Annotated in this window: 19 protein-coding genes; 16 read left to right on the forward strand and 3 right to left on the reverse strand. The window is 69.0% G+C overall.

The genetic code is table 11. The features are described from left to right. The first annotated feature begins 35 nt into the window (after window positions 1-35). The 4 genes from ACL00U_RS02595 to ACL00U_RS02610 all read left to right on the forward strand — a co-directional run bounded on the left by ACL00U_RS02595 (window position 36) and on the right by ACL00U_RS02610 (window position 3,930). On the forward strand, window positions 36-527 hold the full coding sequence (locus tag ACL00U_RS02595) for an SRPBCC family protein (RefSeq protein ID WP_017886316.1): 492 nt from the start codon (window positions 36-38) through the stop codon (window positions 525-527). 334 nt (window positions 528-861) lie between these two features. Then, window positions 862-1,836, forward strand: coding sequence for a CPBP family intramembrane glutamic endopeptidase (locus ACL00U_RS02600; protein WP_159557280.1), 975 nt, complete (start codon window positions 862-864; stop codon window positions 1,834-1,836). Continuing rightward, entirely contained in the window at window positions 1,823-3,262 is a 1,440-nt protein-coding gene (locus ACL00U_RS02605) for a sensor histidine kinase (RefSeq protein ID WP_412873778.1), read from the forward strand. The genes ACL00U_RS02600 and ACL00U_RS02605 overlap by 14 nt, the downstream gene beginning before the upstream one ends. Then, window positions 3,259-3,930, forward strand: coding sequence for a response regulator (locus ACL00U_RS02610; RefSeq protein ID WP_017886312.1), 672 nt, complete (start codon window positions 3,259-3,261; stop codon window positions 3,928-3,930). Before ACL00U_RS02605 ends, ACL00U_RS02610 begins: the two co-directional genes overlap by 4 nt. 47 nt (window positions 3,931-3,977) lie before the next feature. Here ACL00U_RS02610 and ACL00U_RS02615 read toward each other — a convergent pair whose 3' ends face one another. Then, window positions 3,978-4,517 (reverse strand): hypothetical protein, encoded by a 540-nt coding sequence (locus tag ACL00U_RS02615; RefSeq protein ID WP_412873779.1) that lies wholly within the window; start codon window positions 4,515-4,517, stop codon window positions 3,978-3,980. A gap of 117 nt (window positions 4,518-4,634) precedes the next feature. Between ACL00U_RS02615 and ACL00U_RS02620 the strand changes: the two genes are divergently transcribed. Further along, entirely contained in the window at window positions 4,635-5,117 is a 483-nt protein-coding gene (locus tag ACL00U_RS02620; protein WP_412873780.1) for a hypothetical protein, read from the forward strand. Window positions 5,118-5,283: 166 nt separating this feature from the next. Here ACL00U_RS02620 and ACL00U_RS02625 read toward each other — a convergent pair whose 3' ends face one another. Together ACL00U_RS02625 and ACL00U_RS02630 are read right to left on the reverse strand one after the other, a co-directional pair. After that, window positions 5,284-6,567 (reverse strand): PP2C family protein-serine/threonine phosphatase, encoded by a 1,284-nt coding sequence (locus tag ACL00U_RS02625; protein WP_017886309.1) that lies wholly within the window; start codon window positions 6,565-6,567, stop codon window positions 5,284-5,286. A gap of 74 nt (window positions 6,568-6,641) precedes the next feature. Then, entirely contained in the window at window positions 6,642-7,364 is a 723-nt protein-coding gene (locus ACL00U_RS02630; protein ID WP_017886308.1) for a CPBP family intramembrane glutamic endopeptidase, read from the reverse strand. 152 nt (window positions 7,365-7,516) lie between these two features. Here ACL00U_RS02630 and ACL00U_RS02635 point away from each other — a divergent pair, with 152 nt between their 5' ends. The 11 genes from ACL00U_RS02635 to ACL00U_RS02685 are packed head-to-tail and all read left to right on the forward strand — an operon-like array spanning window position 7,517 to window position 19,293. Further along, complete coding sequence (locus tag ACL00U_RS02635) at window positions 7,517-8,968, forward strand: polysaccharide biosynthesis tyrosine autokinase (protein ID WP_017886307.1); 1,452 nt, start codon at window positions 7,517-7,519, stop codon at window positions 8,966-8,968. Between the two features lie 15 nt (window positions 8,969-8,983). Further along, window positions 8,984-9,931: a hypothetical protein gene (locus ACL00U_RS02640; protein ID WP_017886306.1), complete on the forward strand. Its 948-nt coding sequence runs from the start codon at window positions 8,984-8,986 to the stop codon at window positions 9,929-9,931. Beyond that, entirely contained in the window at window positions 9,915-11,411 is a 1,497-nt protein-coding gene (locus tag ACL00U_RS02645; RefSeq protein ID WP_017886305.1) for a sugar transferase, read from the forward strand. The genes ACL00U_RS02640 and ACL00U_RS02645 overlap by 17 nt, the downstream gene beginning before the upstream one ends. Then, window positions 11,412-12,218 carry a WecB/TagA/CpsF family glycosyltransferase gene (locus ACL00U_RS02650; RefSeq protein WP_017886304.1) on the forward strand — a complete coding sequence of 269 codons (807 nt, stop codon included), beginning with the start codon at window positions 11,412-11,414 and terminating at the stop codon, window positions 12,216-12,218. It begins immediately after the preceding gene. After that, entirely contained in the window at window positions 12,211-13,305 is a 1,095-nt protein-coding gene (locus ACL00U_RS02655) for a glycosyltransferase family 4 protein (RefSeq protein ID WP_017886303.1), read from the forward strand. Before ACL00U_RS02650 ends, ACL00U_RS02655 begins: the two co-directional genes overlap by 8 nt. A 1-nt stretch (window position 13,306) precedes the next feature. After that, a complete protein-coding gene (locus ACL00U_RS02660; protein WP_152427179.1) occupies window positions 13,307-14,410 on the forward strand; it encodes a glycosyltransferase family 4 protein in 1,104 nt (367 codons plus the stop codon). Beyond that, complete coding sequence (locus ACL00U_RS02665; RefSeq protein WP_017886301.1) at window positions 14,403-15,269, forward strand: glycosyltransferase family 2 protein; 867 nt, start codon at window positions 14,403-14,405, stop codon at window positions 15,267-15,269. Before ACL00U_RS02660 ends, ACL00U_RS02665 begins: the two co-directional genes overlap by 8 nt. Beyond that, window positions 15,266-16,567 (forward strand): hypothetical protein, encoded by a 1,302-nt coding sequence (locus tag ACL00U_RS02670; protein ID WP_042539119.1) that lies wholly within the window; start codon window positions 15,266-15,268, stop codon window positions 16,565-16,567. Before ACL00U_RS02665 ends, ACL00U_RS02670 begins: the two co-directional genes overlap by 4 nt. Further along, complete coding sequence (locus ACL00U_RS02675) at window positions 16,564-17,646, forward strand: glycosyltransferase (RefSeq protein WP_262160538.1); 1,083 nt, start codon at window positions 16,564-16,566, stop codon at window positions 17,644-17,646. Before ACL00U_RS02670 ends, ACL00U_RS02675 begins: the two co-directional genes overlap by 4 nt. Next, complete coding sequence (locus ACL00U_RS02680) at window positions 17,643-18,212, forward strand: acyltransferase (RefSeq protein ID WP_315972888.1); 570 nt, start codon at window positions 17,643-17,645, stop codon at window positions 18,210-18,212. Before ACL00U_RS02675 ends, ACL00U_RS02680 begins: the two co-directional genes overlap by 4 nt. After that, window positions 18,205-19,293, forward strand: coding sequence for a hypothetical protein (locus ACL00U_RS02685; RefSeq protein WP_152427178.1), 1,089 nt, complete (start codon window positions 18,205-18,207; stop codon window positions 19,291-19,293). The genes ACL00U_RS02680 and ACL00U_RS02685 overlap by 8 nt, the downstream gene beginning before the upstream one ends. Window positions 19,294-19,436 lie beyond the last annotated feature (143 nt).

Here is a 19,436-nt window from a genome sequence, read left to right on the forward strand (position 1 = left end):
GAGGCCCGCGCGACCGCCACGTGCGAGGATGACTCATGCCCGTCGTCGAGTCCCGCTGCGTCGTCCCGGTCGAGCCCGACGTGGCCTTCGCCGTCTCGCAGACACAGGGGGCGATCCGGAAGCGTTGGGACCCCTTCATCCGCCGCCAGCACCTGATGGACGGGGCCACCGTGCCGGCGAAGGGCGTCCGGACGTACACGGTGCAGCGGTTCGGGCTGGCGATGGAGAGCGAGTACGTCTCGTACCACCCGCCGTCGAACGTGGGGATGAAGATGACGAAGGGCTCGTGGTTCTTCGAGCGCATGGGCGGGGGCTGGCGCTTCACGGCGGCCGAGGGGCAGCCCGGACACACGCTCGCGGTCTGGCGCTACAACTTCACGTGCCGGCCGAAGTGGCTCGCGCCGATCGCCGAGCGAATCGGCGTGCTGGTGCTGCAGCGGGACATCGACCGGCGCATCCTGGGGTTCGCCCGCGGCTGCGAGGACCCCGTCGTCCTGGCCCACGTGGCCGCACAGCGCGCCGCTTGAACGGACCCGCGAGACGCCGGCGTCGTGCGGGCGAGTCGGTTCGGAAGACGACGGCGTGTTGCGAAGACGCCGCCGAACGCTCGAGACGCCTCCGGATTCGGCGGCGTCTCGCGCATCAGGGGGCGTCGGACGAAGACGACGGCGTGTTCAGGAGCGCCGGACACGACCACGAGCACGAACACGAACACGAACACGAACACGACCACGACCACGACCACGAGCACGAGCACGAGCCCGGACATGACCACGAGCACTTGCATCCTTCGATGGAACTCCCGCAGGTGCGTCCCGAAGCCGGTCGTCCCCGGGCGTGATGATTCCTAGCGTCGTCTGCATGACGAACACCACCCAAGTCCGGCCTCCCGCCGGCACCGCAGCCCGCGACCGAGGGGGTGTCCGCGGCCTCATCGCCCGGCACCCGCTCGTGTCCTTCTTCACCATGGCACTCGGCCTGAGCTGGCTCGCGTGGGTGCCGTACATCCTGTCCCCGCACGGCATGGGTGTGTGGGACATCCACTTCCCCGAGGTCCTGGGCAGCGGTCAGTTCACGGGCGTCCTGCCCGGTGCGCTCCTCGGCCCGTTGGGCAGCGCGTTCATCGTCACGGCGGTCGCCGACGGTCGCGCGGGCCTGCGCCGCTGGGTGGGGCGACTGTTCCGCTGGCGGGTCGCCTGGTACTGGTACGCGCTGGCGCTCGTCGTCGTGCCGGCCCTGATCGTCGTGTCCGCGCTGCCGTTCGCCGGTGGTGACGTGCGGGCTCCCTCGGCCCTGGCCTTCGCCATGCTCGTGCCCGGACTGATCATCCAGCTGTTCTCGACCGGTCTGAGTGAAGAGCCCGGCTGGCGCGACTTCGCCCTGCCCCGCCTGCAGCACCGTTTCGGGGGCCTGGGTGCGGCGGCGATCCTCGGTCCGATCTGGGCGCTCTGGCACATGCCGCTGTACCTCAGCGACTGGGGCGGGTGGCCGAACGCGCACTGGAGCGAGCCCGTCGTGTTCGCCCTGTTCACCATCACCTTCAACGTGGTGATGATCCAGGTGTTCAACAAGACCCGCGAGAGCCTGCCCCTGGCCCTGCTGCTGCACGTCGGTGTGAACAACACGATCTCGACCCTGTTCCCTGAGATGTACCCGAGCATGACCGCCGGCACGCTGATGATCGGCCTGACGATCACGTCGACGATCGCCGCCGTGGTGCTGCTCGTCGCGACCCGTGGCCACCTGGGCTACGACCCCGCCCGACGCGCCCTGCCCCTCGACGCACCGGTCCCCACCCGCGCCCGCCTCGTAGGATCCAACGATGGCACCCGCTGAGCACGACGCGCTGCGCGCACCGGATGAGCCGGCCGCGCAGCCGGCCCAGCCGGCCAAGCCGGCCAAGCCCGCGCAGCCAGCCCAGCCGGCCCAGCCCACGCAGCCCGCCCAGCCCGCGCAGTCGCCCCGACCCGCCCAGCGCGCCGGCCGCGTCGACGTCCTCGTCGCCCTCGGCACGGCCGTCGTCGCCCTCGGGCTGCTGCTCGGCCTGCCGCCCCTGGACAGCCTGGAACCGGACGGCCCCGCCCTGGCGCTGGGGGTCCCCGCAGTGTTCTCGGCCGCTTGGACCGTCCTGGCCCTCGGCCTGCTGGCCCAGTCCGCCGCCCTGCTCGCCGCCCGCCGGGCACCCCGCACCGCGCTGATCGTGGTCGCTGCACTCCCGGTGCTCGTCGCCGCGCTCGCCCCGCAGTCGTCCGACCTGTTCGGTCTGACCGCCCTGCCGGTGCTCGTCGGCGTCGTCGTCGCCGCACTCCGCGTGGCGCTGGCTCACCTCTGGCCGACACTCGTGGTCGCTGCTGCCCTGGTGGCAGCCGGCAACGTGGTGCTCGCGCTCGCCGGTGACGCCACGACCGCCGGTGACGCCACGACCGCCGTGTCCGGCTCGCTCGGGCAGGGCGTGCTGCAGGCGATCGGCGCGGTCGGCCTGCCCCTGCTGGTCACCCTGCTCGTGCAGTCCCGCCGCGAGGTCCGCGTCGCCCGCACGGCCGAGGCCAGCGCCGTGGACCGTGAGCAGGACGCCCTGGTCGACGCTGCCGTGTCCCGTGAGCGTGCCGCGATGGCCCGTGAACTCCACGACATCGCCGCGCACCACCTGTCCGGGATCGCACTGATGGCAGCGGTCATCGACCGGCAGATCGACGCGGACCCGGAGCGTGCCCACGAGGGTGCCCGCCAGGTGCGGGAGCAGAGCACCGCCGTGCTCGAGGACCTCCGCCGCCTGGTCGGCCTGCTCCGCGACGACGCCCCCGCCGAGCGTGCGGTCGAGACGGTCGCCGGGATCGTCGACCTGGCCGAACGAGCCCGGTTCCGCAGCGACGTCCGGCTCGACGTGCTGCCGGGTGACCGGCCGCTCGCTGACGGCGTCGGCCCGCTCGCGCAGCTCGCCGCCTACCGCACCGTCCAGGAGGCACTGGCCAACGCCGCCCTGCACGCCCCGTCCGCCCCGTGCACCGTCACCATCGACGACCGCGACGCGACCCGGGTGGTGATCCGGGTGGAGAACGCACCGGCCACCGTGCCGGCAGCGGGGACCTCTCCCTCGGGCGGCAACGGCCTGCGGGGGATGCGCGAGCGGGCGGACCTGGTCGGGGCGCGCCTCCAGGCCGGCCCGACCGCGACCGGCGGATGGCTGGTGGAGCTGGCGCTCGGCCGGGAGGCACCTGCCGCACCCACGCAGGCCGCCGGCGGCGCCGGGGTGGTCGCGTGATCCGCGTGCTGGTCGCGGACGACCAGCCCCTGGTCCGCGCCGGGGTGTCCGCGCTGCTCGGCGCGGAGCCGGACATCGAGGTGGTCGGCGTGGCCGCCGACGGCGGCGAGGCGCTCGCGCTGGCGCGCGAGACGCGACCCGACGTCGCCTGCCTGGACATCCGGATGCCGGTGATGAACGGCATCGAACTCGCGCGGATCTTCTGCGCACCGGACGCCGATCCGGCGATCCCGGCGCTCATGCTGACGACGTTCGACCTGGACGACTACGTGTTCGGGGCGCTCGAGGCCGGTGCCTCGGGCTTCCTGCTCAAGGACGCCGAGCCGGACACCATCGTCGACGCCGTGCGGCAGGTCGCCGCCGGCAACGGCACCCTCGACCAGGCCCTGACCCGGCGGGTGCTGCGGGAGTTCGTGTCACGGCGGAGCCTGCAGCCGGTGTCCGGCGACCGGGCCGACGGCGTGCTGACCGCCCGCGAGCGCGAGGTCCTGCTGCTGCTGGCGCAGGGGATGTCGAACGAGGAGATCGCGGTGGCGCTCGTGCTCGAGGTGTCGACCGTCAAGTCGCACCTGGCGCGGATGCTGCCGAAGCTCGGCGTGCGGTCGCGGTTGCAAGCCGTGGTGTGGGCGTACCAGAACCGGATCGTGACGGTGCCGGAGCAGCCGTAGTCGACCCGGTGTCAGCCGGCTGCTGCGTCAGGCTGCAGGATGCGGTGTCAGCCGGCGGGCTGCGGCTCGGCGGCGCCGGGGACGACGAGTCGCCAGACGGCGGCGTCCCCGGCGCCGCCGGCGTCCCCGTCGTCGTCGGCGGGGGAGAGGTACAGGCGGAAGGTGCCCTCGTCGGCGAGGGGGTCCCCTTCGAGGTACTCGACCGGTTCGCCGCTCGTCTCGCACTGGTCCGAGGTGCTGATCACCTGGATCGTGTCGCCCGGCTTCGGACCCGAGGCGTCCTCGTCGCCCTTCGGGACGTCGGTGACCGTCGCCTCGTACACGTCGTAGATCCCCTGGAGCTCGACCGTCCGGTCGGTCTTGGTGACGTCGGCGTCGACGACCAGGTCGGCGGCGTCGCGGCGCTCGGCCGAGGTCTTCAGCGGGACGTAGTCGGCGCAGAAACCGGACTGCAGCGGCCCGGCCTGCGTGCTCGGACCCGTGGGGCCGGCGTCGTCGTCGCCGCTCGTCTCGGCGGCGCAGCCGGCCAGGGTGCCGCCGAGCAACACGACGAGTGCCACGACCGGTGCGATCCGTCCCCACTGCATGGGCCGAGTATGACCCACGCGACCCGTCGAGACCAGGGCGTTCGGCCCCTGTCCGGGGAACGCACGTTCCCGTTCGGGGGACTGGTCGCAGCGGCCACGGGCTGGTGCAGTGTCTGGATGCACATCGAGCCGCCGCTGGTGACCAGCCCCGATGACCCCTCCCTGCGGGGCGAGGCCATCATCGGGATGATCACGGCGCTGCGGTCCCGCCCCCTGCACGAGGTGACCCCCGGGGTCGTCGCAGCGGCGGCCGGGGTGGACCTCGATGTCGTGGCACGTTTCCTGACGGCGACGCTGAACATCGCGGCGTCGCCCGAGCACCCGCTCGCGCCGATGCTGCACGCCCGGTGGCGACGGTTCCACGCCTTCGTGCAGCACGCACTGGAGCGGGACGTGCTGCTCGGGCGTGAGCCGGGCACGATGGAGCCGGCTCGCGGCTCGGAGCAGCTGCTCGCGACCTACGAGGGGCTGCAGCTGCAGTCCATGGTGCGGCCGGAGATGGACCTGCTCGAGGCCTTCGACCGCGCCGTGACGCGCCTGCGCGAGGGCTGGTCCCGCGCGTACGTGCCGCCTGTCTGGGAGCTCGACCTGGTCCACTGACCCGCCCGGTGGCCCGACGGGTCACCCCACAGACCGAGGACGCTAGGGCGTCCGAGGGCAGACGCACCGTCTGCACGCGTCGCCGCACGATTCGGGTTCGAGCGGCGGCGCGTACCAATCCGGCCCGCGGCCCGCGGCCCGTCTCACGCGTCCCGCGGACCCGCCGTCAGTCGGCGTGCAGCGCGAGCGGTCGCGCCGCGTCCACCTGGACCGGCTGCCGACGGATCGCGATCACCGTCACGTCGTCGTCGTGCGGCACCTCGTCGGCGCGGGCCGACAGGGCGAGCACGACCGCGTGCGGGTCACGTCCGGCGCGCGCGATCTCGGCCACCGCCTCGATGGTCTCCTCGAGCCCCTCGTACAGGTCGAGCACGCCGTCGCTGAACGAGACGAGCAGATCGCCCGGCTCCAGGGTGCTCTCAGCCGTCACCCACTCCTCGCGGATGCCGAGCCCGAGCGGCATGTCGCCGGACCGGAGTCGGTCGACGTGCCCGTCGGCCCGCAGCACGAAGCTCAGCCCGTGCCCGGCGTCGGACCACCGGAGGGTGCCGTCATCGGAGATCCGGGCGTGGAACAGCGTGGTGAAGGCCAGGTCGGGCCCGATGCCCTCGGCGCTCAGGCCGTCGGACGCCCGCTTCAGCGCCTCGGCCGGGTCGTCGACCGTCCGGGCGCTCCGGAGCGTCGACCGGACCGCTGCGGCGATCAGGCCGGCACCGACGCCCTTGCCCATGACGTCGCCGAGACTCACCGCCACGCCGCTGTTGGTCGGGTACCAGTCGAAGAAGTCCCCGCCGACGCTCCGGGCGGGCAGGCAGGCACCGGCGACGACGACGTCCTCGGTGATGCGGCCCGTCGTCGTCGGGAGCAGGGAACGCTGCACCGCGGCTGCCCGGTCGATCTCGGCACGGACCTTGCCCTCGCGTGCTTCGGCGGACCGCAGGCTGCGTCGGGCCCGGCGGGAGAGCTCGTGCACGACGACGGCGACGGTGCCGAACACGACGACGAGGATGCCCAGACGGACGAGTTCACTCGGGCCGGGCGCGTCGGACGGGGTCAGGACGTAGGGCGCGAGGATCACGAGCACGATGCCCGCGATCGCGAAGAGCACGGTGCGACGGCCCTCGAGCGACGCCCACCAGACCACGGGGAGCACCACGATCGCCGTGAACAGCGACGAGCCGGAACCCGTCCCGGTGCGCAGCAGCGCGATCGTCACGAAGTCGACGGTGAGCAGGACCGGCACCAGCCAGGCGGCGCCGTGCACGAGCGCGGGGACGGCGCTCATCAGGGTCGCGACCACCGTGCACACCAGACTCGCCGCGAACAGGTGGTGGGCCGTGATCGGCAACGACGGCATCACGATGCTGAGCAGCGCAGACAGCGCCAACAGGCCGCTGATCGGAGCCTGACGGACGAGGGGGTTGTCGACGATGCTGGTTGGGCGAGTCATGCTCAGTGCAGGTTAGTGCTCCGCGACGGCCGACGACCGGTGCTGACCCCTTCTGGGGACGCCAGCGTGGCCGATCAGCGCGGCCAGGTCGCGACGACCGCGACCGCGTTGAAGAGCACGTGCGCCAGGATCGCACCGCCGATGCGGTCGGTCATCGCCACGAGCGTGCCGGTGAGGACGCCGAGCAGGAACGTCGTCACGAACACCTGGAACCCGCCGAGCGTCGTGCCGCCGGCTCCGAGCAGCAGGTGGAGCAGCGCGAACAGGAGCGCCGTGACCAGCACCGCGAGGAACCGGGTGCGGGGCGTGAGCTCGGCGGCCAGTCGGCGCTGGAACAGCCCGCGGAACACCACTTCCTCGAGCACCGGGCTGACGACGACGATGCCAATCGCCGACACGAGCAGCAGCCCGACGTCCGGCGTGCCGAGGGTCGGTGCGGGGACCAGGCCGGTCGTCCCCGTGAACGACAGGGACAGGAACACGTCCACCACGCGGCAGATGATCACGATGCCGATCGCGAAGACCACGATCCCCAGGTCGAGCCGCAGCCGTGACAGCATCGCCGGCAACGGGGTCCGACGGAGCGCCACGGCGGCGGCGATGACGAGCGGCACCCACACGGCGGCGTCCGCGGCGAGCACCTGCAGGACCGGCGACGGGATGCCCCCAGTCCGGGTGACCTGTCCGACGATCCGGGTCAGGATCACGGCGACGCCGAGCGCGACGAGGATGACGATGAGGTCCCGCTGCCGCCGCACGCTCGGCGTGGTCGCGGTCTGGGCCGGCTCGGAACGCATGGGGCCACCGTAGAGGACACCGCGCGCCGGATGGCGACTTCCCCCGGGCAGGACTCGTTCCTGTGGCACTATTTGTATGCCGTGTGCTGGGAGTACCCCGGTGCGCCTGTGTCGGGACCACGGGGACGGCCATGATCGGGGAAGGCAAAGGCGTGGAACTCCGCGACTACATCACGGTGCTCCGCAAGGGATGGGTACTGATCGTCGTACTCGCCCTGGTGGGAGTGGCCGCAGCCGCAGGGTTCTCCCTGCTGAAGAAGCCGGTCTACTCGGCATCGGCGCAGGTCTTCGTCTCCACCGAGACGTCGGGCAGCGCCAGTGACCTGGCGCAGGGCAACACGTTCACCCAGCAGCGGGTGCTGACGTACTCCAACCTGGTGTCGACGCCGATCGTGCTGCTGCCGGTGATCTCGTCGCTCAAGCTCGACATGAACGCCGACCAGCTCGCGACGATGGTGTCGGCGACGGCGCCGACGAGCACCACCCTCATCGCCATCTCGGTCGAGGGCACCGACCCGGTGCAGGCCGCGAACATCGCGAACGCGACCTCGCAGAGCCTGACCAACGTCGTGCAGGACATCGAGGCCACCGACGCGAGCGGCAAGAGCACCGTCAAGCTCACCCGCGTCAAGCAGGCCGACGTGCCGAGCACGCCGGTCAGCCCGAACGTGCCCGTCAACGTCGCGCTCGGGCTGCTCGTCGGGCTCGCACTGGGCATCGGCATCTCCATCCTGCGCGAGACCCTGGACAACCGGATCCGCACCGAACTCGACGTCGAGAAGATCAGCGACAAGCCGGTCGTCGGCGGGATCGCCTTCGACGCCAAGGCGGCCGAACGCCCGCTCATCGTGCAGGTCGATCCGCGCAGCCCCCGCGCCGAGTCGTTCCGCACGCTCCGCACGAACCTGCAGTTCCTGGACATCGGCACCGGTGCCCGCACCTTCGTCATGACGTCGTCGATGCAGTCCGAGGGCAAGAGCACCACCGTCGCGAACCTGGCGATCGCCCTGGACAGCGCCGGGTTCCGCGTCATCCTGATCGACGCCGACCTGCGCCGCCCCCGCGTCGCCGAGTACATGGACGTCGAGAGCAACGCCGGGCTGACCGACGTGCTGATCGGTCGCGCCGACCTGGAGGACGTCGCCCACCCCTGGGGCCGCGGCAAGCTCGTCGTCCTGCCCGCCGGCCAGATCCCGCCGAACCCGTCCGAGCTGCTCGGCTCGCGGGCGATGCAGGACCTGATCGACCTGCTCGAGCAGCAGTTCGACTACGTCCTGTTCGACGCCCCGCCGCTGCTGCCGGTCACCGACGCCGCGATCCTGGCCAAGAAGGCGTCCGGTGCGATCATCGCCGTCGCCTCCGGGCAGACCCTGAAGGGCCAGCTCGCCGCTGCCGTCGCTTCGCTCGCGAACGTCGGCGCACCGATCTCCGGGTTCGTCCTGACGAAGATGCCGCTGAAGGGCCCGGGCGCCTACGGCCACGGCCGGTACGGCTACGGGTACAGCTACGGCCACGACGAGGACGACAACACCGTGACCACGTCGACGCACCCGCCGAAGCGTGCCAGCAAGAAGCTCGGCGTGCTCCGCCGCGCCGGACGCTGAGCGGAGCGGCGGACGATGAAGAATCGCCGGGGGACCCGGGGCCTCGGTCGTGCGCTGCCGAAGACCACCCTGATCGTGGTGGCCGTCGTGGTGGTGGCGCTGATCATCATCGACGTCGTGCTCGTCTCGCTCGCCCTGGGCCGCACCGCGCCCGAACAGAACGGACCCGCCGGTCCGATCCCGACCTTCACACGGATGCCGCACGCGAGCGAGTCCCCGCGGGCCAGCGCGACCGCTGACGCGGACGCCGCAGGGACCAAGCAACAGGGCCGGCGCCTGTTGGCAGCCGTCGACGGCCAGGAGGCATGGCGCGCGTCCGGCGGATCGTGCGGCGGCCCGCGGCCGGTGCTGGAACACTCCGTGGACGGCGGGGCGACGTGGGTCAAGGTGGGACTCGGGACGGATGTCGGATCGCTCATGGCGATCCGGGCCTCCAGTGCGGAGCTCTCGATCCTGGCGGGCGTCGGCGACGACTGCACCGCGACCGCGCGGACCAGCACCGACGCCGGTGTGACGTGGGCAGCCGGTGCGCCCGGCGCCGCCGGCGCCGGCATCAGCACCGACGGCGTCGTGCTCGCGAGCGGGACCGTCCAGGCGCCCTGCGCAGACCCCATCGACGCGTTCCAGGGCGACAAGACCTCGGTCGTCATCTGCGACGGCCAGCTCGAGTGGCGGACCGGCGAGGCAGCGTGGGTCGACGTGCCGCTGGGCGGCGTGCGCTCGGTCGGCGTCGACGGCGGGGAGTACACGCTCGCCCGTGTCGGCGCAGCGTCGTGCGACGGCGTGCAGATCGAGACCATGTCCGCTTCCGACGTGACGCCGTCGTCGTCCACCACGCCGATCGGCTGCGCCGACGGAGCCGACACCGACAACACCGTCACCATCGACCGCGCCGGGCAGGACGTGTGGCTGTGGGACGGCACGACCGTCCGGGTCTCGTCGGACGGTGGCGCGACGTGGTGACCGGACGGCGACCGTGACAGCGGACGCACTGCGCGCACCGCGACCGATCGGCGCGACGGACGAGTGGAGCCGGAGCTACTCACGCCGTGTGCTCTTCACCGACCTGCTGGCCCTGATCTGGGTCGTGTTCGGTGTGCAGATCGCCTGGCTCGGGCTGAAGTCGAACCTGGCGACGAACACCGCCGACCTGCGGCTGAGCTACTTCTCGATCTCCATCGTCGTGATCGTCGTGTGGATGAGCGCGCTCGCCCTGTACGACACCCGCGGCGCACGCGTCATCGGCGTGGGGAGCACCGAGTACCGGCTCGTCGCGGACTCCAGCGTCCGGGTGTTCGGCCTGCTCGCGATCGCAGCGTTCCTGCTGCACGTCGACCTGGCCCGCGGGTACGTGCTCATCGCGTTCCCCATCGGGATCCTCGTCCTGCTGCTCTCCCGGTGGATCTGGCGGCAGTGGCTGGTCGCCCAGCGCCAACACGGTGCCTACTCGGCGACGGTACTGCTCGTCGGCTCCCCGGCCAGCGTGCTGCACATCGGGCGCGAGCTCGCGCGTTCCCCCGAAGCCGGCTACCGCGTGGTCGGCGCCGTCGTGTCGACGAACCACCGCGGCCTGCTGGCGGGTTCGAGCATCCAGAGCCACGGCGGCTTCGACGACGTCGGCTCCGCGCTGCGTGAGACCGGCGCCGACACCGTCGTGATCACGAGCTCCGACGACCTGCCGCCGGAGCGCGTCCGCGAGCTCAGCTGGTCGCTCGAGCCGGGGCGGCAGCACCTGGTCGTCGCGCCGAGCCTGACCGACATCGGCGGCCCGCGCATCCACACCCGACCGGTGCAGGGCCTGCCGCTCATCCACGTCGAGACGCCGACGTACTCGGGGCGCAAGCTCTACACGAAGCGCGCCTTCGACCTGATCGGCGCAGCGCTGCTCGTCGTCGTCCTGTCGCCGCTGCTGCTCGTGCTCGCCGTGCTGGTGAAGACGACCTCGACCGGTCCGGTCTTCTTCCACCAGGAGCGCGTCGGCCTGAACGGCAGCACCTTCCGGATGATCAAGTTCCGTTCGATGGTCGTCGACGCCGAGGAACGGCTGCAGGAGCTCAGCGCACTCGACCGGGCCGAGGGGAACGACGTCCTGTTCAAGATGCGGAACGACCCCCGCGTCACCCGGGTCGGCGGGTTCATGCGCCGCTACAGCCTGGACGAGGTGCCGCAGCTGTTCAACGTCCTGGCCGGCAGCATGTCCCTGGTCGGGCCCCGACCGCCGCTGGCGCGCGAGGTCGCCCGCTACGACACACACGTCCACCGTCGGTTCCTCGTCAAGCCCGGCATGACCGGCCTGTGGCAGGTGAGCGGCCGGTCCGACCTGTCGTGGGAGGATTCGGTGCGGCTCGATCTGTACTACGTGGAGAACTGGTCGATCGTGGCAGACCTCCTCATCCTCTGGAAGACCTTTAAGGCAATCGCCAACAGCCGGGGTGCGTACTAGATGGTTGATCACAGCGACGCCCAGTCCGACGGTGAGAACAAGGCCAACCCCCGCGACAACCTGCTGGCCCTTCCCACGGTGCTCGTCGCGGGCGTGCCACTGGTCGCGGTGCTCGGATCGACGATCGTCGACGAACTGAGGCTCATCGCCGACCACCTGGACGACGTGGGGGTGCCGGTGCACTTCGTCAACGCCTACACCGTGTCGTTGACCGCTGATGAGCGCTACTTGCGTTTGTTCCAGTCGGACGGGCTGAACATCGCCGACGGGACGCCTCTCGCTTGGATCGCCCGTCGCGCGGGTGGCCAGGTGGCCCACCTGCGGGGTCCAGACGCATTCCGCGAGCTGCTCTCGTCGGACCCGTCCCACGGCATCCGTCATTTCCTCCTCGGCGGAAGCAACGCCTCACTTGCCCGTCTCGAACAGGCAATCGCGCGGGACTACCCCGATGCAGTGGTGGCGGGATCATTCAGTCCGCCCTTCACCGACTTCGAACCGAGCGATCGAGAACTGATCGACTCGTTGATTCGGGACTCGGGAGCGAACATGCTGTGGGTGGGTATCGGGACGCCCAAACAGGACTACGAGGTCCAGCGACTCGCTGAGCGGCACCCCGCAGTCGTGTTGGCGGTGGGAGCTGCCTTCAATTTCGTGTCTGGAGACGTGGTCGAAGCCCCGAAACTTTGGCGTCGGACGGGCCTGGAATGGTTGTACCGACTCTCCCGTGAGCCACGACGCCTCTGGCGACGGTACTTGCTCGGCAACGTGAAGTTCCTGCTCCTCGCGCTTCGGAGACAACATGGCTGAGGCAGGCGCGGACGTCGTCGTGATCAGCCAGCTTCCCCCGCCGGTGCACGGATCGACGATCATGACGAGGACGTTCCTGGACGCGATTTCTCGTTCCGGGCTGCGGGCGGTCCTCGTGGATCGACGATTCAGCAAGTCGGTCGACGAGATCGGCGGAACCAGCCTCAAGAAGGTCCTCAGCGCTTTCTCGCTCCTGCTCCGACTCGGGAACGCACTCCGACGCAACAGACGCGCGGTGGTGGTCTTCTTCACAACGAACCGGCCGCCGTCGTTCTGGGTCGACGTGATCATGAGCGCAGTACTCCAAGTGCTGCGGCGTCCCTACATCGCCTACGTGCACACATCGGGGTACCGCGAGCTTGCTGATCGAGGCGCAATGCAACGCCGCGGGGTCGCTCTTCTCCTCGGTGGCGCTACCTCCGTGGTCGTTCTCGGAGAGTCGATGGTCGCAGACGTCCGGCGATTCAACGACTCGCTCATCACGATCCCCAACGCTGTGTCGGCAAAGGAGCGGAAGCCCGCATCTGGCTCCGACGCATCGCCGATCGTCTTTTTGTCGAATCTCATCCCCGGCAAGGGTGCTGAGGACTTCATGCGCATCGCGAACCGGTGCCTCGCCAGCACGCCGGGATCGCGCGCCGTCGTGATCGGGCGCGCGTCGTCGGAGGAGTACCTCGATGGTCTCCGCGCGCTCCTTGCCCCGCACGTTCGCGATCGAGTGAACTTCACGGGTGCTCTGTTCGATGAGGAGCGCGACGATGTGCTCTCGACGGCAGCCGTGCTCGTCTTCCCCAGCACCTACCGCTACGAGGCACAACCCTTGACGGTGTTGGAAGCGATGCGGTTGGGCGTCCCTGTCGTGGCTTACGACGTCGGCGGCCTCGGTGACGTCATCGAAGACAACGAGAACGGATTCCTCGTCGCCTCGGGGGACTGGGAGGCAGCGTCCGATCGTTGTCGGGAGATCCTGTCGTCAGAGCGTGATCGCGAACGCCTTGCAGCCGGAGCGCTCGCAACCTCGCGTGAGGGCTTCGGACTCACTCGCTACAGCGCCGCTTGGGCCAAGGTCCTCAAGGCAGGTGTGTGAGGTGACAGGTCGACGGTTCGCAATCGTTCAGGAGTACGTTCCGGCGTACCGCGCGCCACTCTTCGACAAGTTGGCGGAAGCGCTGTCTGCGGAGGGTGATGAGCTCACCGTCTTCGCGGGAGAACCATCGGGCACGCTCGCACAACGACGAGATGCCGTTCGGGACCGCCCGTGGTTGCGCAAGATCCGGCAGCGAGAGGTACGTTTGCTCGGAAAGCGACTGACTTTCCGAGCCTTGCCTCGCGACGTCTGGCGAGCAGACCTCATCGTTGTGGAACAAGCTCGACGGAATCTCGACGTCCCGCTGCTGCTGCTCTGGCCCCGCATGGCGCGGAAGACAGCGCTGTGGGGTCACGGTCCCGACGTCGTGAAGGTACCGTCCCGCCTCGAACGCCTGTACAGCCGCCTGATAACGCGGAAGGCCGCCTGGTTCTTCGCGTACACGCCATCAGGTGCCGAGTGGGCAGCCGGGATCGGTCGAGATCCAAGGCGGACCACGACCCTGTACAACAGCATCGACGTGGGGCAGTTGCAGGAGGACCTCCGATCCGTCATGACGACGACGTCTGAGCACCAGGTGTGCTTCATCGGCGGCCTCGACGTCAGCAAGAAGATAAGCGAGCTGATAGCGATCGGTGAGGCTGCGCACCGTGCGGACCCCGCCTTCCGCCTGGCGGTCGGGGGCGACGGACGGCTTCGAAGTGTGGTCCAGTCCGCCGCTGACCGGCTTCCGTGGCTCGACTACCGCGGCGCTGTTTCCGGGCGGGCGAAAGCGGCCATGCTCCGCGAAAGCGAGTTGCTCCTGCTTCCGGGTCGAGTCGGCTTGGCAGCCATCGACAGCCTCGCAGCAGGCCGACCGATCGTCACACTCGCTTCTTCACTGCACGGACCGGAGTTCGGCTACCTCGAGCCCGGCCGGACCTGCGTCGTGTCTGATGGTATCGAGGCCGCCGCCCGGTCGGTCGTGATGCTCCTTCGCGATCCGCAGACGCTCGCGACGATGCAAGACAGCTGCCGCCGGGCGTCTCAGAAGTACTCCATCGAGAACATGGCGCAGTATTTCCACAGCGGTCTTAAGGAAGCGGTCAAGGACGACGATGAGTAAGTTGCACGTGATCGTGGCCAGCCACAACCGCGCTGAGACCACCGGAACCGCGTTGCGTTCGCTCCACGAAGCAGCTTCCGGTGCGGGCATCGAGTACGACGTCACGTTGTTCGACGACGGCTCATCAGATGACACCATCGCACAGGCCAACGCTGCCGTGGACCTGCTGATGGTGCTGCAAGGTGACGGTTCGGCCTTCTGGGCGTTGTCCATGGCCACTGCTGAGGCAGCGGTGCTGGCACGGAACGACGTCCAGGACGACGACTGGTTGCTGTGGTTCAACGACGATGTCCAGCTCGAGCGCTTCGGGTTCCGTGCCCTTTTCGAAGCGGGATCTCGTCTGCCGGGGGGAATCCTGATCGGGAGTACCGTCGACCCAGTTTCGGGCGAGCTGACGTACGGAGGCCTCCGCCGGGCGGGAATCCACCCGCTCTCGTTCGCTCTCGTCGAGCCGCCAGAACGCGTCGAGGAGGCGGTGCGAGTCGACGCGTTCAACGGCAATGTCGTGCTCCTACAGGTCGATGTCGCTCGGGTGGTCGGACCGATCGACGGAGGGTTCAGCCACGCGTACGCGGATGTGGACTACGGGATGCGGGCGACTTCGAGGGGTGTGCCGATCTGGGTGGTCGGGGGGACGGTCGGTTCCTGCAGCCGGAACCCGACCGTCTCGCATCGATCCATCATCACCGCCTGGCGCTCGTTCACCAGTCAGAAAGGCGCGGGCAATCCACGCTCGCTGCGGCGTTACCTGCGCCGGCACGGTGGGCGCTCGTGGTGGTTCTTCTACACAGCGTCCTATGCGCTCTGGTGGCTTCGGACCCTCCGCCGTACGATTCGCGACAAGGGGGCAAGCCGATGACGACCTTGCTCTTCCTCGTGGTGGCGATCATCTTGATGGTCCTCGCGATCGGCCTGGTGCGGATGCAGCCGCGCATCGTCTACTGGGCCGCCTCCCTGTACGCCGTGACGGCCTGGGAGTACCCGAACTTCGGAACGATCGGGACGTTCGGTGGCACGACCATCACCCTCGGCGACGGGCTTGCAGTGAGCCTGATCGTCGCGGGACTCCTGGACGCTCGGGCCGTTGTCCGGCGCTTCCCACCTGTTGCGGTCATCGCCGGTGCGGTGCTCGTCGCACTGCTCGCGATCTCGCTCGTGCACGGGATCGCGACCTTCGGGCTCGGCGTCGCCGTGAACGAAGCACGTGGGTTCTTGTACGTCCTCGGGATATTGTTTTGGGCTGTGACGCGTCCCTGGCCGCAATCCGAGGTCGTCTACGCGGAGAAGTTCTTCGTCATCGTGCAGGGTGTCGGTCTGTGCGTCGTCGGCCTTTACCACGTCGCGCGGTACGGGTTGGGCGGGACCGCGGACTTCGTGCTCGTAAGTGGAGAACTCAGCCAGACTGGCCGGCCTCTGGTCTCGGGCCAAGCCCTGCTCCTCACGCTCTGCGCAGTCCTTGCCCTCCGGCTCTGGCAACGCAATGCTCAGGCACGCTGGTTTTGGTTGTTCGGCTTGTTCATGGTGTTCGTGATAGTCAGCCAGCAGCGGACTGTTTGGGTGACGGCCCTCGCAGTCGCGGTCGTTCTCCTGCTTCGCGGACCTCGCGCGCTTCGCCAGAAGCTCGTGCTGCTCTTCGGGGTGCTCATCGTCGGGGGCGTCCTGGTGTCCGCTGCTCAGTCGTCGTCGAGCAGCATCGCGGCGGAGTTCGCCGGGTCAGCATCGAACACCGGGACGTACTCCGCGCGACTCACGAGCTGGATCGGGCTCATCGTGCAGTCGGTGAGCGAGGGCGCGCTGACTGTCCTGTTCGGAGCACCCTTCGGTCACGGTTTCGGCAGATTCGAGGGCGTTGGTCGATGGGTGGTCTTCGCCCCGCACAATTGGTACGTCACCGTGTACCTGCGGGAGGGGCTGATCGGGCTCGGTGCGATGTTGGTCATCTTCCTGCCTCGGTTCTTCGCAGGGTTCAGGGCCAACCGCGACGTGTTCTTGACAGCTGTGCTCGTGTGCTTCCTCGTCTACGGTTGGACGTACTCATGGCAGTGGTGGACTTGTCTGCCCCTCGCCCTGGCGTTCCTCGACCGTGACTTCCCCGAGGCGATCTCCCCGGAAGTACCCGCGTCCCGCGGCTCGCGGCGGCTTGAGGTGCACGGGTGAAGCCCAGGATTCGGGTCCTGCACGTCCTCGGGGATCTCAAACCGAGTGGCATGGAGCGAATGCTCGTATCCGGAGCACAGGAGTTCGAAACGGCGGGTGTTGACGGTCATGTCCTCGGCGTGGGCCGGCAACACCCGTTCGAAAGCGCGATCCGGGACGCTGGCTACTCGGTGACCACCACCGACCGCGCGTTGCACACCACCGCTGGGCGCGAGGTGCTGCGGCACCTCCTCACTGACATCGAGCCGGATGTCGTGCACATCCACACCGAGGGCCGGTACTTGCAGACAGTTCTCGCCTTCCGGAGGGTGAATCGGAGACTCCCCATCGTGAGGACCATCCACAACGTGTTCGACGCGCGCGGTCGATGGTTTGTGCGTCGTGCCTTGCAGGCGGTCGTCGCTGACCGATTGATCAGTGCTCTGATCGCTCCGAGCCCTGACGTGGCGGGGAATGAGATGCGCTTCGGCCGTCGGCCCCAGGTGATCTTCAACTGGGTGGAGGACAGGTTCTTCGATCTGGCGCGTCAGCGCGCCGAGTCGGCGGTTGCGCCCTCAGCCCCGATCGTCATCGTGGGGAACTGCTCGAGGATCAAGAACCACGAAATCGCACTCGAGGCAGCGCTCCTCGGGAACCTCCGCGTTGCCCACGTCGGTTCCGAAGAAGATGCCGGGCCCGTTGAAGAAGAGCTCCTCGAACGTCTCGAGCGAGCAGGACTCCTCGTCGCTCGCGGGGTAGCTGATCCGGGAGAAGCGCTCGTCGCTGGGCGCGTGTTCGCGATGCCCAGCCGTCACGAGGGCATGCCCGTTGCGCTTGCCGAAGCGTTGGTCGTCGGCCTCCCCGCGATCGTTTCGGACGTTCCGGGGCTCCGGTGGGCCGTGGGGCAGAGTGGTGTCGTCGCACTCGCAGAACGGGAACCGGCGAAGTGGAGCGAACGTCTCCGAGCGGGAGCCGTGGCGAGTAGCGGTCCGACGATCGACTTCCATGCCGCCAGGGGAGTCGCCGAGTACACAGCGGTGTACCGAGCCACCACCACCACCACCAGCACCACCAGACGACGAAGAAGGGCTGCCCCGTGATCCGAGGAGTGCTGACAGGCATCCGGCGGCGGCGGTGGTTCCGTGCGCTGCCGACGACCGTGTCCTGCGAGCGCGGCCTGCGCTTCGGCGCACGCGTCCGTCTCTGGGCGCCGACGTCGCTGACCATCGGCTCGGATGTCCATCTCGGGTCTGACGTCCGTATCGAAGTCGACGGCAGCATCGGCGACGCGGTCCTCATCGCCAATCGGGCGGCCATCATCGGTCGACGTGATCACGACATGACGGTCGTAGGGGTCCCCATCACAGCGAGTCCTTGGGTTGGTGACACTCCGACCCTCAGCGCCGTCACGACGATCGGAAGTGACGTCTGGATCGGGTTCGGAGCGATCATCTTGTCCGGCGTCACGGTCGGGGACAGCTCCGTCATCGCGGCTGGCTCAGTCGTCACGCAGGACGTCGAGGCGAACACGGTCGTCGCCGGCAACCCGGCAAAGGTCCTCAGGCCTCGATTCCGCGAAGGAGAACTGAGCGCGCACTGGGACGTCTTGCGAAGACAGGGTGTCCGGCTCGCCGTTGACAAGGCGACAGGTGCACCCGATGCCTGAATCGTCGCCACGGATCTTCTACGTGCCGAACGAGTTTGGCGGTTTCCGGCAACTCGGCTTTCGTGATCCGCTGGAAGCGCTGGTCAGGGCTGGTCGCGTCGCTTCACTCGCAACCTTCAGCGTCCTGGACGCGATCCGGAACGGTGGAGACGCCGAGCGTCACCGTGCGGAGCTCGTGCGACGGGTGTCGGATTTCCGCCCGGACATCCTGCTCATGCAACACCTCGGACACACCGGACTGCGTCGGCAGCACTTCGCGGCCCTGCGCGCAGCCTGTCCCGGTGATTTCATCTACCACGAGGCCGACCCTTACTCGAGGTACCTTCATCCGATCCCTCCCGAAGCGAAGGCGGCAGGCAGGGCCGCGGACGTCGTCTTCACGGTGGGGAGCAGCGGGTTCAGCGAGAACTTCCGCAGGGCGGGGAGCGCAGACGTCCGCTGGATCCCTTCGGCCTACGAACCGACGAGGAGCGCCAACTTCGACCGACCGATCCGGAAGGACCGCCCGTACGACGTCGTCATCGTCGCCAACCGGAATCGTCCTCGGCTCCGGGGTCTGCCGGACTGGCGGGAACGCATTCGATTCGTCGAGTTGATGCAGCAGCATTTCGGAGACCGGCTCGCTGTCTTCGGGAGAGGCTGGGACGGAACGACAGCCAAGGGGCCCGTGCCCTTCGAAGCGCAGGACGAGGCCATCACCTCAGGCTGGGTCAGCGCCAACTGGGATCACTTCGCGGGCGAAGCGTCCTACTTCTCGAACAGGCTGCCCATCTCGTTGGCTGCAGGGTCGATCCATGCGACGACCGAACACCCCGGGTACGACGAGATATTCCCCGCGAGCAGCAGCCGATTCCTGTTGCGTGGACGGACGCCGGAGGCCCTCATCGGTTCCATCGAGCAGGTGCTGGCCGAGACGACCACGACCGACCGCCTCGACGCGATCGCCGCAGGCCGTCGCTTCGCTGACGAGTCCTTTCGACAGGACGATCTCATGGTTCAGATGCTGAACTGGCGCACCCGGTGGATTGACCAAGCGGACGCCCACGCGGTTTGGGGCCGGACGAAGGGAGGACGGCCGTGAGGATCGGACCGATCAGTACGCTCCCCCTGCGTGCTTCGCTTCGGATCGAGCGGGGCAGGAACGCCAACGAGCTTCGCAGGAGGAGCGTTGGCCGAACTGCGCCCGGGGACTGGACACCTCCGCGAAACTTGCTGGGACTCCGT

This window comes from Curtobacterium poinsettiae, assembly GCF_047226435.1.
Taxonomy (GTDB): Bacteria; Actinomycetota; Actinomycetes; order Actinomycetales; family Microbacteriaceae; genus Curtobacterium; species Curtobacterium poinsettiae.

What these genes read in the sequence shown, in the direction of transcription:
- ACL00U_RS02600 (WP_159557280.1), top strand. Translation starts at nt 862, where the DNA reads ATGACGAACACCACCCAAGTCCGGCCTCCCGCCGGCACCGCAGCCCGC.
- ACL00U_RS02655 (WP_017886303.1), top strand. Translation starts at nt 12,211, where the DNA reads ATGGCTGAGGCAGGCGCGGACGTCGTCGTGATCAGCCAGCTTCCCCCG.
- ACL00U_RS02630 (WP_017886308.1), bottom strand. Translation starts at nt 7,364, where the DNA reads ATGCGTTCCGAGCCGGCCCAGACCGCGACCACGCCGAGCGTGCGGCGG.
- ACL00U_RS02670 (WP_042539119.1), top strand. Translation starts at nt 15,266, where the DNA reads ATGACGACCTTGCTCTTCCTCGTGGTGGCGATCATCTTGATGGTCCTC.
- ACL00U_RS02615 (WP_412873779.1), bottom strand. Translation starts at nt 4,517, where the DNA reads ATGCAGTGGGGACGGATCGCACCGGTCGTGGCACTCGTCGTGTTGCTC.
- ACL00U_RS02595 (WP_017886316.1), top strand. Translation starts at nt 36, where the DNA reads ATGCCCGTCGTCGAGTCCCGCTGCGTCGTCCCGGTCGAGCCCGACGTG.
- ACL00U_RS02650 (WP_017886304.1), top strand. Translation starts at nt 11,412, where the DNA reads ATGGTTGATCACAGCGACGCCCAGTCCGACGGTGAGAACAAGGCCAAC.
- ACL00U_RS02665 (WP_017886301.1), top strand. Translation starts at nt 14,403, where the DNA reads ATGAGTAAGTTGCACGTGATCGTGGCCAGCCACAACCGCGCTGAGACC.
- ACL00U_RS02640 (WP_017886306.1), top strand. Translation starts at nt 8,984, where the DNA reads ATGAAGAATCGCCGGGGGACCCGGGGCCTCGGTCGTGCGCTGCCGAAG.
- ACL00U_RS02625 (WP_017886309.1), bottom strand. Translation starts at nt 6,567, where the DNA reads ATGACTCGCCCAACCAGCATCGTCGACAACCCCCTCGTCCGTCAGGCT.
- ACL00U_RS02620 (WP_412873780.1), top strand. Translation starts at nt 4,635, where the DNA reads ATGCACATCGAGCCGCCGCTGGTGACCAGCCCCGATGACCCCTCCCTG.
- ACL00U_RS02685 (WP_152427178.1), top strand. Translation starts at nt 18,205, where the DNA reads ATGCCTGAATCGTCGCCACGGATCTTCTACGTGCCGAACGAGTTTGGC.
- ACL00U_RS02605 (WP_412873778.1), top strand. Translation starts at nt 1,823, where the DNA reads ATGGCACCCGCTGAGCACGACGCGCTGCGCGCACCGGATGAGCCGGCC.